Source organism: Xaviernesmea rhizosphaerae (genome assembly GCF_001938945.1).
Lineage (GTDB): Bacteria > Pseudomonadota > Alphaproteobacteria > Rhizobiales > Rhizobiaceae > Xaviernesmea > Xaviernesmea rhizosphaerae.
Map to the genome: position 1 here is coordinate 24,685 of NZ_MKIO01000020.1, position 12,956 is coordinate 37,640.

9 protein-coding genes and 1 CRISPR repeat array are annotated in these 12,956 nt (G+C 62.1%); of the genes, 6 read left to right on the top strand and 3 right to left on the bottom strand.

What is annotated here, in order from left to right:
- Window positions 1-308: 308 nt before the first annotated feature.
- Window positions 309-1,453: a CRISPR direct-repeat array (repeat unit 31 nt; unit sequence GTCGCCTCCTTGCGGGGGCGTGGATTGAAAC).
- Between the two features lie 385 nt (window positions 1,454-1,838).
- On the bottom strand, window positions 1,839-3,080 hold the full coding sequence (locus tag BJF92_RS03120; protein WP_075633324.1) for an arsenic transporter: 1,242 nt from the start codon (window positions 3,078-3,080) through the stop codon (window positions 1,839-1,841).
- A 632-nt stretch (window positions 3,081-3,712) separates the two neighbouring features.
- Here BJF92_RS03120 and BJF92_RS03125 point away from each other — a divergent pair.
- The 6 genes from BJF92_RS03125 (at window position 3,713) to BJF92_RS03150 (ending at window position 11,695) form a co-directional block, all read left to right on the top strand.
- On the top strand, window positions 3,713-4,732 hold the full coding sequence (locus BJF92_RS03125) for a sensor histidine kinase (RefSeq protein ID WP_075633325.1): 1,020 nt from the start codon (window positions 3,713-3,715) through the stop codon (window positions 4,730-4,732).
- A gap of 327 nt (window positions 4,733-5,059) precedes the next feature.
- Entirely contained in the window at window positions 5,060-6,442 is a 1,383-nt protein-coding gene (locus BJF92_RS03130) for an AAA family ATPase (RefSeq protein WP_075633326.1), read from the top strand.
- Window positions 6,442-7,398, top strand: coding sequence for a DUF4435 domain-containing protein (locus tag BJF92_RS03135; protein WP_075633327.1), 957 nt, complete (start codon window positions 6,442-6,444; stop codon window positions 7,396-7,398). Before BJF92_RS03130 ends, BJF92_RS03135 begins: the two co-directional genes overlap by 1 nt.
- Window positions 7,399-7,572: 174 nt before the next feature.
- Window positions 7,573-9,045, top strand: coding sequence for an FAD-linked oxidase C-terminal domain-containing protein (locus tag BJF92_RS03140; protein WP_075633328.1), 1,473 nt, complete (start codon window positions 7,573-7,575; stop codon window positions 9,043-9,045).
- 41 nt (window positions 9,046-9,086) lie between these two features.
- Window positions 9,087-10,289 carry a glycolate oxidase subunit GlcE gene (gene glcE / locus BJF92_RS03145; protein WP_075633454.1) on the top strand — a complete coding sequence of 401 codons (1,203 nt, stop codon included), beginning with the start codon at window positions 9,087-9,089 and terminating at the stop codon, window positions 10,287-10,289.
- Between the two features lie 2 nt (window positions 10,290-10,291).
- On the top strand, window positions 10,292-11,695 hold the full coding sequence (locus BJF92_RS03150) for a heterodisulfide reductase-related iron-sulfur binding cluster (protein WP_075633329.1): 1,404 nt from the start codon (window positions 10,292-10,294) through the stop codon (window positions 11,693-11,695).
- Window positions 11,696-11,704: 9 nt separating this feature from the next.
- Here the strand turns inward: BJF92_RS03150 and BJF92_RS03155 are convergent, their stop codons facing one another.
- Together BJF92_RS03155 and BJF92_RS03160 are read right to left on the bottom strand one after the other, a co-directional pair.
- Window positions 11,705-12,280 carry a DUF1003 domain-containing protein gene (locus BJF92_RS03155; RefSeq protein ID WP_075633330.1) on the bottom strand — a complete coding sequence of 192 codons (576 nt, stop codon included), beginning with the start codon at window positions 12,278-12,280 and terminating at the stop codon, window positions 11,705-11,707.
- Between the two features lie 149 nt (window positions 12,281-12,429).
- On the bottom strand, window positions 12,430-12,924 hold the full coding sequence (locus BJF92_RS03160; protein WP_075633331.1) for a nucleoside deaminase: 495 nt from the start codon (window positions 12,922-12,924) through the stop codon (window positions 12,430-12,432).
- Window positions 12,925-12,956: the final 32 nt, after the last annotated feature.

The window sequence follows — 12,956 nt, forward strand, 5'->3', positions numbered from 1 at the left end:
ATCCGGGCCGATCCCATCCACCGGACGGCTTCGGCGGGCCGCTATTCGTATCACCTTTTTTGATTTAATCAACTGTCCCGGTCCGCCCTGACATGGCAGCCCATGCCGCTTCCCGTTTCACGCCGACCGGTGCGAACCCCAAGCGTGCCACACTATGCCGGGAGGTTCGCACTGCGCCTATCTCGCTGAATTTGCACGCGGGAGAACAAGAATGGGCAGCCTCGGACCGGTCGGTCTGCGGCAAAGCGGATGCTTTCGCGCACAGCGGGGATTTGTCACAACGATTTTCGCGGGTTATCGTTGGGACGGTCGCCTCCTTGCGGGGGCGTGGATTGAAACACCAACCCGGCGACGGATTACACCGATGCCGAGAGTCGCCTCCTTGCGGGGGCGTGGATTGAAACGGCCCGTTGGGCGTCAATGGATCGACACCACCCGGCGTCGCCTCCTTGCGGGGGCGTGGATTGAAACTCTGTGTCCTACGCCGGCAGCATGGAACTCGCGCTGGTCGCCTCCTTGCGGGGGCGTGGATTGAAACTGCTCACGGTCGGCAAGTTCCGGGAAACCCGCGTGTCGCCTCCTTGCGGGGGCGTGGATTGAAACGTCAAGCGCGGGGAGGAGGGGCGGCATGCGGCGTGGTCGCCTCCTTGCGGGGGCGTGGATTGAAACCTCGTCTGGTCTTTCAACGCCACGCCGCCGGGCCGTCGCCTCCTTGCGGGGGCGTGGATTGAAACCTGCACCTCGGCCTCGAGGGTATCGAAGGCAAGGTCGCCTCCTTGCGGGGGCGTGGATTGAAACTGATAGGTGCTCGTGCTGCCCTCTTCGTTCTTCGTCGCCTCCTTGCGGGGGCGTGGATTGAAACCATGCGCCCGGTCCAGGTGATGGTTTTGGCCGGGTCGCCTCCTTGCGGGGGCGTGGATTGAAACAGGTTGATCTCGCGGAGCTTGCTGCGGTCTATGGTGTCGCCTCCTTGCGGGGGCGTGGATTGAAACTGGCCACCGAAAAACCAGTCGCCGCGATAGCGCAGTCGCCTCCTTGCGGGGGCGTGGATTGAAACCTCGTCTGGTCGTTCAACGTGACGCCGCCAGACCGGTCGCCTCCTTGCGGGGGCGTGGATTGAAACATCAGCGGCGCTGCCTGGGCGCGCAGTGCACCGGTGGTCGCCTCCTTACGGGGGCGTGGATTGAAACCTGTCGCCGGTTGGGCAGGGCGGAGGTTCCCGCTGTCGCCTCCTTACGGGGGCGTGGATTGAAACGCGCGCCGGCTGATCGTCCGTGAGCAGGGCTTCCGTCGCCTCCTTATGGGGGCGTGGATTGAAACTTGACCACGTCGAGCAGCGTCAGCGCGGGGCAGGGTCGCCTCCTTATGGGGGCGTGAATTGAAACACCTCGTCGACCGTGTAGGTATATTCGAGCGTCAGATGTCGCCTCCTTACGGGGGCGTGGGTTGAAACGGCTTTTGGCAGTTCTGCTGGGGCTTCAAGCAGCCGTCGCCTCCTTACGGGGCGTGGATTGAAACGAGGTGCTCGGCAACGGGCCTGACGGGACCACCTGTCGCCTCCTTACGGGGGCTCGGTTGAAACGCTGATCCGGATCTCGCACGGGCCGGAAGGCGAAGTCGCCTCCTTACGGGGGGGCGTGGATTGAAACATCCAGGCTGGCCAGTACAGAACGTTTCCGAGGCCGCCGCCCCCTCACGAGGGCGTGGATTGAAACCAGAAGTCCATCACGCATCTGTCTGCGTGCACGCCGCCGCCTTGTTCGGCGCTGTCGTGGCCGCGTTGCAGCAGGACACCGCAGGGTGTTCCTCCTGCACGCGCGCGTCCACGGACACCTGCTTCACCCAATCAACAGCCGCGCCCCCAGCGCTGCGGCCAGCGCCGTCGGCATCGCCACCGCGCCGACCTTGAGGAAGCGCCAGAAGCCGACATCCTCGCCTTCGCGGCGGATGGCCTGGAGCCAGAGGATGGTGGCGAGCGAGCCTGTTACCGAGAGGTTCGGCCCGAGATCGACCGCGATCAGCAGGCTGTCGATGACGAGGCGCGGCGGGGCGGCCTGTTCCACGGCGAGGCTGGTGATGAGGCCGGCGGGCAGGTTGTTGATGAGGTTCGAGCCGAAGGCGAGCACCGTGCCGGAAACCGCGCCGAGCGTGACCGGATCCACCCCCGGCCGGGACAGCAGGCCGGCGACGTAAGCGATGACGCCGGTCTGATTCAGCGCTTCCACCAGAACGAACAGGCCGGCGACCAGGAGCAGCACGCCCCAGGAGACTTCCTTTACCAGCGGCAGCGGCGAGCGGCGGGCAAGCGCGGAGACGGCAAGCAGCGAGACGATGCCGGCGACCGCTGTCGGCGGCCCGAGAGGCTGGTCGAAGGCGGACACCAGGATCAGCAGAAGCGCGGTGATGGCGATGGCGGCAAAGGCGGCGACGCCGCCGCGCCCCAGCGGCTTGCGCGCCACGGCCTTAGCACAGGCGCCGGACAGCCGCTTGCGCTCCATGAACCACAGCGCCAGGAAGGTGACGAGGATGGAAGCCAGCGAGGGAAGCGCGAAGGAGGCGAACCAGGCGGAAAGCTCCGGCATCTTGCCGCCATAGAGCACGAGATTGGCCGGATTGGAAATCGGCAGCACAAAGCTGGCGGCATTGGCGATCAGCGCGCAGGCAAACAGCAGCGGCAGCGGCTCGGCCCGCGCCGCCCGCGCGGCGGCGAAAACGGCCGGGGTGAGCACCACGGCGGTGGCATCGTTGGAGAGGAAGACGGTGACGACGGTGCCGGTGAGATAGACCAGCGTGAACAGGCGGAAGGTGGAGCCGCGCGCATGGTTGACTGCCGTGGCCGCCAGCCAGTCGAACAGGCCTTCGGCCCGCGCGGTTTCGCTGAGCAGCATCATGCCGATCAGGAAGAGATAGACATCCCAGCCCTCGCCCACCGCATGGGCGGCCGCCTGCCAGGGAATGAGCCCCAGCGCGATCAGGAGTGCGGCGCCCGAGACGGCCCAGATCCACTCCGGCCAGCGCATCGGCCGCGCGATCACCCCCGCCGTTGCCAGCCCCGCAATCGCCCATGTCAGAGAATTCATGCCCGTTCCTTCGCCGCGTCCATGCCTGGTCCATGCCGTGCCCGCGCTTGTGCCGGGCTCGTAAGGGAAAGGCAAGCGGCGCGGCTTTCGCGGAAAGCTTTTACGTAAGGCGAAGCAAATGGATCGGCGCGGCGCTGCGGAAAAGGCGGCGAGGGCTGCGCTGCGCCGGCGGCAAGCGCCTTCGCCCGGCCGCGACATCCAGCCCAACAATCCGGCCCGGACATCCGCCCGCCAGACGTGCAGCCCTTGAAGCCCGCCCAGCTACATAGCCCCGCGCCGCCATCCGGCAATGCCGAGACCTGATGACTAGGCGGGGGTGACGCGCGCGTTTAAGGAAGGCATGATAAGAGGTGCTTTGCGCCGTTCGCGGCGCGTCGGTCTTCGCCTTGCTGCGGCGCGGGCCTGAAGGGGTCTGGGTGGGGGCGGGCAGGGTCCGCCGGCCTCGGTCAAGGCGGTCAGGGATCTCGGCCCTCGGGCGCGGCCGTCTCAAGGCCGGTCTGGATGGGGGTCTGGCTGGGGCAAGTCTGGTTCGGGGCTTCCGGCCGGAGCGGCGGGCCGGGCCGGAGGGTGTGGCCCGGGCTGCTTCGGGTCTTGGGGGATGGGTGCTGTCTTGCGTTGGGAAAGAAGAGTCGATGGTATCGCCTGACGAGCCGGTGGTGAATTTTCTGGAGAAGCTTTCGCCGATCCGCCAGTCGCGCCTGCGCTGGCCGGTGGCGGTGCTTGCCTTCGTCATGGCCTTTGCCGTGCGCTATGTCCTGCAGCACCAGCTTCCGCCCGGCTTTCCCTTCCTCACCTTCTTTCCCGCCGTCATCCTCTCGGCCTTTCTCTGCGGCACGCTGCCGGGCATTTTCGTGGCGACGGCCTCCACGCTCGCCTCCTGGTATTTCTTCATCTCGCCGCTCAATTCCTTCGGGCTGAACGGCGCGGTGGCGCTGGCGCTCGGCTTCTTCATCGCGGTGGCCAGCATCGATATCGCCATCATCCATTATCTCATCAAATGGATGGAGCATCTGGACCGCGAGCGCCAGCGCAGCCGCGAGCTGGCCACGGCGCGCGATCTCCTGTTTCGCGAGATGCAGCACCGCATTTCCAACAATCTCAGCGTCATCTCCGCGCTTTTGCGCCTGCAGCAGCGCGCGCTGAAGGACGAGGCGGCCAAGCGGGCGCTGTCGGATGCGGCCATGCGCCTCTCGCTGATCAGCAAGATCCAGCGCCAGCTGCATGATCCGGAAGGCCAGGAGCTCGCCTTCGGCACCTCGCTGCAGGAGCTCTGCCAGGATATCGTCGAGGCCTCGGGCACGCGCCAGCGCATCAGCGTGCGCGTGGAGGCGCCGCCGCTCTTCCTCGGCGCCGAGCGCGCCGTGCCGCTGGGCCTGATCATCGCCGAGCTGGTGGCCAATGCGCTGGAACACGCCTTCGAAGGCCGCGAGGAAGGCCGCATCACCATCACGCTCACCGAGACCCCCGAGGGCCTGGCCATCCGCGTGGCCGATGACGGCCACGGCGTGCCCGAAGGCTTCGACCTCACCCAGGCCAAAAGCCTCGGCCTCACCGTGGCCCGCCAGCTGGCGCAGCAGCTGGGCGGGGAGCTGCTGTTGGCAAGTGGGGCGGGGGAGGGTGCGCGGTTTGAGCTGGTGTTGGCGGAGGGGTGAGCCAAGTTAGTCAATAGCTATTATTATAGCCAAAAGGTTCGTATTTCAGCAAAGTTTAGGAACTTAATCCTATATAAAATTAAAATAATGAAGATATCCTTATATAGCGCCAGTAGAACGCATCACTAAACCTCTATCGCTCTAAATTAAACGTCGAACATGCGGCATGACGGAGATTGGCTTTTTTGATACGTGGCAAAAAGTTTTTCTTTTCCTTGCTTTCCGAAAACATATGGCTTTTTATATAAGTCACTAGGTAAGAGAGCCCGTTTTTTAGCAAATGTGATCATGATCTTATCGACCATTACAAATAGGAATGCAGCGATAATGCAAGAAAATCTCCTTCTCACAGGATTTAGGATTATAAATCTAAATGAAAGATTGAACGTCGATTTAATAATAGAGAATAATACATTAATATTGGTTGGAGAGAATGGCACCGGAAAGACAACAATACTTAGAATTATGTTTTATTTCTTATCTGGAAGATTTATTGAATTATCAAAATTTAGATTTGAGGAAATAAAAGCGTATTTTGGTACAAAGGAAGTTTCTGTAAAGCTCGAGGATATCAGTGTTCCTTTCCTTGCGAGTAGCGATATCGCGCGTGTGCCGCCTAGTATGCGGAACAGGTGGAGGTCGTTACAGGCGGAGGGGAAGTATGATGAGTTGCTTGTGTTGGCGGAGCGCATTTTTCCAAGGTCATATAGAGAGCAAATGACAATGTTTGAAAGTCAGACAAGCGAAAATCTTGCTGACTTGCAGGTTGATATTGTTAAGACAATGAATGCGCAAATACTTTATTTGCCCACATATCGGCGTATCGAGAGGGAGCTGACCAGTATTTATTCTGGCATTGATCCAGACGATCTTAGGAGAAATCGCTCGGCCGGTCAGTCTGACACCGATGACGCGTATATTGAGCTAGTAGAATTTGGTATGGCCGATGTAAAGCGCGCAATCGACACCGCGCTGCAGCGAATCAGTGCTTTTGCAAATGCAGGCCTTAACACACTAACGTTGGGCTATTTAGGTGAAGTAGTAAACCAAGATTACCGCACTACCCAAATGCCTGAAATTGCAACTGCTTCGCCTGAGACCGTTTCCGCTGTACTTGATAGAGTAGGGACTACAATTCTAAATGAAGGACAGAAGCGGCATCTAAGAGAAATTATCACAAAAGCCAAATTAAATGCTAGTGCACCTACTGAGCATGAACAGATAATATTCCACTATTTTTCAAAATTACTTCGCTTTCAAAGCGAGCTCCAGGAGAAGGAAAGGAGTATAACTGCGTTTTGTGAGCTTTGCTCGACATATATTCGAGACAAAAAATTTGTCTATGATGCCCAGACTTTTTCATTTCGTATAGATTGGGTTGGTGGGCAGATCCTCGAGGCGGGGAGGGGAAAAAAGAACCATGGTGACGTCGCGCTGTCAGATCTTTCGTCTGGTGAAAAACAAATCGTTTCGCTTTTCAGTCATCTTTACTTGGCTGGCCGCGAGAGATTTTTCGTACTAATTGATGAGCCGGAGCTCTCGTTGTCAGTACCGTGGCAGCGTAGATTTCTTCAAGATATACGAGATGGTGAGTTTTGTTCCGGTCTTATTGCAGTTACTCATTCGCCCTTTATTTATGATAATGCACTTAGGAAAAGTACACACGCTCTTGGGGAATTTATAAGCGGGCCGGATTGGGGTAATATTTGATGAGCATGCTTGACATACATGATGCATCTCTTAGGACAGTTAATGAGGCTCAGCATCTATTCCTTCTAAAATACAATAAATACTCAAAAAAGGTTTACGGATTTACGGAAGGAAAAGAGGACCCCTCTTTCTACAGAAGTATCATAGAGCCAATTATACCTGATGATTGGTCGGTAGATTTCATTCGTTGTGGAAAAAGAAGTAAAGTTATAGATGCTTACAATTCTTTTGACTGGAGTTCTTTTCAAAAGGAACGCATATGTTTTTTCATGGATCGCGATCTAACTGATTATTTACATGAACCTAACCAGATTTCAGATGTTAATATTTATATTACAGACGGATATAGTATAGAGAACAGTGTCGTAACATATAATATGTGCGAGAGGATGCTTATTGAAATTTTCAATTTAGAAATTGCGTCCGCTGGCGAGCAGGTTGAGATTGAGGCCCTATTCAATAGATCTTTGGATTTTTTTCAAGATTCCATGATTCCATTGATGTCGCAAATATTGTATTGGCGCGAACAAAATATGAATGCGCCATTGGATAATATTAAATTAAGCAATATATTTGATTTTAATTCTGGTAAGATTTCCGTTAAGTTTAATACGCAAGAGATGCTTGCGCTCACCGCAACCGATGTCGGTGCTCCTGTGCTGGGTGCCGAGGATTATGATACCTTTAGGGATAAATTCATTTCCCGTTCAGATTGTCATAATTTCATTAGAGGTAAATATATCCTGTGGTTTCTTGGTGAATTTCTCCATTCAGTGCATAAGGAAGCGCCAAGAATATGCGTTAATATGAGCTCTGTCCCGAAGATGAGTGTAAGTGTCGGTCATAAAAATATAATTGTTTACGCTTCATCCCGAGCTAGATGTCCGAAAACACTTTATGATTTTATAAATGATAATTATTTAAAATATATAAGAAATGAAGTAAAAAGTGCATAGTTGTAATTGTGGAATAGCCTTAACAAGGCATCTGTTTGCAATTTTCTCGATCTGACGCCAAGCAGTATTATCTAAATTTAATCCCCCTTCAACCCCACCCCATTCCCCGCTAGTCTCCCACCCAGCGCGCCGGAGGACGCGCGCCGGGCCGAAAATTTCGGGAGGAGAGACCGAATGTCCAATGCGACAAGCCACGCGGCCGAGGGGCCCGGCTGCGCTCCGATCGCCTTTCTCCCCCCGCGCCCCGATGTGCTGGCGCGGCGCGACGAGATCATGGCGGCGCTTACCGAGCTGGTGTCGGCGGGCGGGGTGGTGCGAGCGCCGCTGGCGTTGAAGCCGTTCGAGACGGATGCCTTTGTCGCCTATCGTCAGCCGCCGCTGGCCGTGGTGCTGCCGCAGACCACGGCGGAGGTTTCGGCCGTGCTTGCCTATTGCCATAGTGCCCGCGTGCCCGTGGTGGCGCGCGGGGCGGGCACCTCGCTTTCGGGCGGGGCGATCCCGCAGGCGGATGCGGTGGTGCTGGGCCTGTCGCGGATGAACCGGATTCTGGAGATCGACCTGGAAAACCGCACCGCGCGCGTGGAGGCCGGCGTTACCAATCTCTCGATTTCCGAGAAGGTGGCGGCGCAGGGCTTCTTCTATGCGCCGGATCCCAGCTCCCAGCTCGCCTGCACCATCGGCGGCAATATCGCCATGAATTCCGGCGGCGCGCACTGTCTGAAATATGGGGTGACGACCAACAATCTGCTCGGCGTCACCCTGGTGCTGATCGACGGCACGGTGGTGACGCTGGGCGGCAAACATCTGGATGCCGGGGGCTATGATCTGCTCGGCCTGGTCTGCGGCGCGGAGGGGCAGCTCGGCGTGGTGACGGAGGCCGTGGTGCGGCTGATCGCCCGGCCCGAGGGCGCGCGCCCCGTGCTGTTCGGCTTCGACAGCTCGGAAGAGGCGGGCGCCTGCGTGGCCGATATCATCGCCGCCGGCATCATTCCCGTCGCCATCGAATTCATGGACCGGCCGGCGATCGCCATCTGCGAAGCCTTTGCCAAGGCCGGCTATCCGCTCGATGTCGCCGCCCTTCTGATCGTCGAGGTGGAGGGGGCGGAGGCGGAAATGGCGGCGATGCTGGCCGAGATCGTCACCATCGCCCGGCGCCACGGCGTGCGCACCGTGCGCGAGAGCCAGTCGGCCACGGAAGCGGCGCTGATCTGGAAGGGGCGCAAATCCGCCTTCGGCGCCACCGGCCGCATCGCCGACTATATCTGCATGGACGGCACCGTGCCGCTCAGCCAGCTGCCTTATGTGCTCAAGCGCACCGGGGAGATCTGCGCCGGCTTCGGGCTGGAGGTGGCCAATGTCTTCCACGCCGGCGATGGCAATATGCACCCGCTGATCCTGTTCAACGCCAATGATCCGGCCGAGGCCGCAAAGGCCGAAGCCGCGGGCAACGAGATCCTGAAACTCTGCGTGGAGGCCGGCGGCTGTCTCACCGGCGAGCATGGGGTAGGCCTGGAAAAGCGCGATCTCATGCGCTTCCAATACAGCGAGGCGGAGCTTGCCCAGCAGATGGCCGTGCGCGCCGCCTTCGATCCGCTCTGGCTTTTGAACCCCTCCAAGGTCTTTCCGCTGGAAGGACGGCCGGCATGACGCTGCCCAGTATGAGCTCGCCCAGCATGATCTCGCCCGCAATGATCCTGCACGCGCCCCGCAGCGAGGCCGAGGTGGTGGAGATCGTGCGCGGCGCGCTGGCCGGGGCCACGCCGCTGGCGCTTCAGGGCGGCGGCACGCGGGCGGGCTTCGGCCATGCCGTGGCGGCTGAAGCCGGGCTCAGCACATCGGCGCTCTCCGGCATCCTGCGCTACACGCCGGGCGAAATGGTGATGACGGCGCTGGCCGGCACGCCGCTGGAGGAGGTGGAGGCGGCGCTGGCCGGGCAGGGGCAGAGGCTCGCCTTCGAGCCCGCCGACCACCGGCCGGCCATGGGCACGCAGGGCGTGCCGACGATCGGCGGGGTCTTCGCCGCCAATGTCTCGGGCCCGCGCCGCATCGCGGGCGGTGCTGCGCGCGACAGCCTGCTCGGCATCCGCTTCGTCAATGGACGGGGCGAGGCGCTCTCGGCCGGCGGGCGGGTGATGAAGAATGTCACCGGCCTCGATCTCGTCAAGCTGATGGCCGGTTCCTATGGCACGCTGGGCCTGATGACGGAGGTGACCTTCCGCGTATTGCCGCAGCCGGAGCGGGTGGAAACGCTGGTGTTTTCCGGCCTGGAGGATCAGGCGGCGGCAGAGCTGATGGCCGCGGCCATGGCCCTGCCGGCCGATGTCTCCGGCGCGGCGCATCTGCCGGAAAGCGTGCGCGGCCGCTTTCTCGCCGGCGCCCTGCCGGAGGGCGCGGCCACGCTGCTGCGGCTGGAAGGCCATGCCGCCTCGGTGGCGATCCGGGCCGAGACGCTGACGAGGGCGCTTGGCGCCCGCGCCCCGCTCCAGCGCCTCGGGCCCGAGCAGAGTGAAAGCCTCTGGCGCGCGGTCCGCGATATCCACCCCTATGCCGAGGATGGCACGCAGCGCCCGCTCTGGCGCGTCTCCGTCGCTCCCATGGCCGGGCCCGGCCTCGTCGCCGCCCTGCGCATGGAAGCCGGCGTGGACGCCTTTTATGACTGGCAAGGCGGGCTCGTCTGGCTGAGGATGGAGGCGGAGCCGGAGGCCGCTCTGCTGCGCGGGCTGATCGCCAAGGCCGGCGGCGGCCACGCCACGCTTCTGCGGGCCAACCCGGCCGCCCGCGCCGCCATCCCCGCCTTCGAGCCGCAGCCGGCCCCGCTCGCCGCGCTTGCCGCCCGGGTCAAGGCCAGCCTAGACCCGCACGGCCTCTTCAACCCCGGCAGGATGGGCTAGACATGCAGACCTTCTTCACCCCCGCCCAGCGGGCCGACCCGGCGCTGGCCGAATCCGAGGCGATCCTGCGGCGCTGCGTCCATTGCGGCTTCTGCACGGCCACCTGTCCCACCTATGTCACGCTCGGCAACGAGCTGGATAGCCCGCGCGGGCGAATCTACCTGATCAAGGACATGCTGGAAAACGACCGGCCGGCCACCGCCGAGGTGGTGACCCATCTCGACCGCTGCCTCTCCTGCCTTGCCTGCACCACCACCTGTCCCTCCGGCGTCGATTACATGCACCTGATCGACCATGCCCGCATGCATGTGGAAAAGACCTATGCCCGGCCGCTGCCCGACAGGGCGATCCGGGCGCTGCTCGCCCGCATCCTGCCCTATCCCGCCCGGTTTCGCCTAGCGCTCTCGCTTGCCCGGATCGGCCGGCCGCTGGCGCCGCTGTTCGAGCGGATCGCGCCGCTCAGGCCCCTGGCGGCCATGCTCAGGCTCGCGCCGAAGGGCCGACCGGCAGCAGCGCCTTCGGATGTCTCTGCGAAGCCGCTTGCCTCGTCCGCGGCTGGTTCAAAGAGAGCCATTCCTTACGGAAACTCGACCCCGGCGAGCCTTTCCGCCGCCGGAGCAGAGGCTGCGCCGCCGGCCCGCCGGGTGGCGATCCTGCGCGGCTGCGCCCAGCGGGTGCTCGATCCCGGCATCGATGCCGCCGCCCGGCGGCTGCTGAGCCGGCTGGGGATCGCGCTCGTCGATGTTCCCGGCGAGGGCTGCTGCGGCGCGCTGGTGCATCATATGGGGCGGGAGGAGGAGGCGCTCGGCTTTGCCCGGCGCAATGTCGATCTCTGGACGGCGCGGATCGCGGCCGGCGGGCTCGATGCCATTCTTGTCACCACCTCGGGCTGCGGCACGACGCTGAAGGATTACGGCCATATGCTCAAGCGCGACCCGGCCTATGCCGAAAAGGCCGCGCGGGTCTCGGCGCTTGCCCGCGACATCACCGAATATCTGGCGGAATGCGACCTGCCGGCACTACCCGCGCGGGGGCTGACGGTCGCCTATCATGCTGCCTGCTCGCTGCAGCACTGGCAGAAGGTGACGCTGGCGCCGAAGCGGCTGCTGGCGGCGGCGGGTTTCTCTGTGCGCGAGCCCGCCGAGGGGCATTTATGCTGCGGCTCGGCCGGCACTTACAACATCCTTCAGCCGGAGATTTCCGCAGCGCTCCAGGCCCGCAAGGTCAGCAACATCGAGGCCACCCGCGCCGACCTCGTCTGCGCCGGCAATATTGGCTGCCTCACCCAGATCGGCGCGGCCACTTCCCTGCCGGTCGTCCATACGGTGGAGCTTCTCGACTGGGCCTATGGCGGGCCGGTGCCGGCGCGGCTTGCGGCATCGGCACGGTTTGCGGCGGCGGAATAATCGCTCGCCTCACCGTCCATCCTGATGCGCCGCGATCGCGTCCATCACCGCATCGGGCGCCACGTCGCGGGTCATCTCCTCAATCTCGGGCTCGGGCAACGGCGCCACCTCGAGGTGGCGGGCGATGGCATCGACCATGGCGATCAGCCGCGTCGTCTCGTGCTCGTTGAGCAGGTTGACCTGCAGGTCGAGATCGGCGCGGGCATCGTCCTGCGCCGCCATGCGGTTCTGGTTGATCAGCACGAAGGTGGACAGGAAGATGGCCTCGACAGAGGCGATCATCGCCAGCACCACCAGCGTCGGGTCCCAGGCGGGAATGGCGGGGATCAGGCCGAGATTGAGGAGGATCCAGCCGCCGAACAGCACCAGGTGGATATAGACGAACACCATGCTGCCGGCGAAGCGGCTGATGGCGGCGGCCGCCTTTTCCTGCAGCGAGGCCTCGGCCTCGACCGCGCGCCGCCGGTCGATCAGCGCCGCGATGTTGCGGGCAAGCGTCGGGCTCAAGGCAGGCTCCGGGTTTTGCGTGGGGCTTGGCGCGGGTTTTCCCCTGTGATGGTCGGCGCGCGCGGGTTCCTCGGTCATGCATTCTCTCCTGTCGGCCGCGCCAAACCGGCGGCCGGCGGAAAAGATGCGGTGCGATGGCCGACAATCGCGCGCCTCCCGGCCTGGGCGGGAGGAAGGGCCGTCGCAGTAGTGTGTGTGGTTGGCGGAGCGGGCGGGCCGAGAGGTGCTTACGTTTCCGCCCTCTCCCAAAAGCCCTCTTGCAGCGCGGCGGCTTCCTCTTCCAGCATCGGGCCGATCACCTCCACCTTGCGCTGGCCGGCGGCCAGCACGGTGCGGCAGGGCAGGTCCAGCGTCGGGTTTTCGGCGTGGTTGCCGGTTTCCTCTTTCAGGCCGGTCTCCGCCTGGCCATAGACAAGGCGGCCGATGCCGGCCCAGTAGAGCGCGCCGGCGCACATGGCGCAGGGCTCGGCCGAGCTGTAGAGCGTGCAATCGGCGAGAAAGACGGGCGGGTGCGCCTTGGAGGCGCGCGTGGCGATCAGACGCTCGGCATGGGCGGTCATGTCGCGGCCCTCGGCCGTATAGCCATTGCCCTGCTCCATCAGCACGGCGCCGTCAGGCCCGACCAGGATCGCGCCGAAGGGATGGTCTCCCCCCTCGCGCGCCCGCCTCGCCACCGCGAAAGCCTGGCGCAGATAGGTTTCATGGTCGAGTGCTGGCAGCATGCGGGTCCCCTTTCGCCGGTGTGATGATCCGG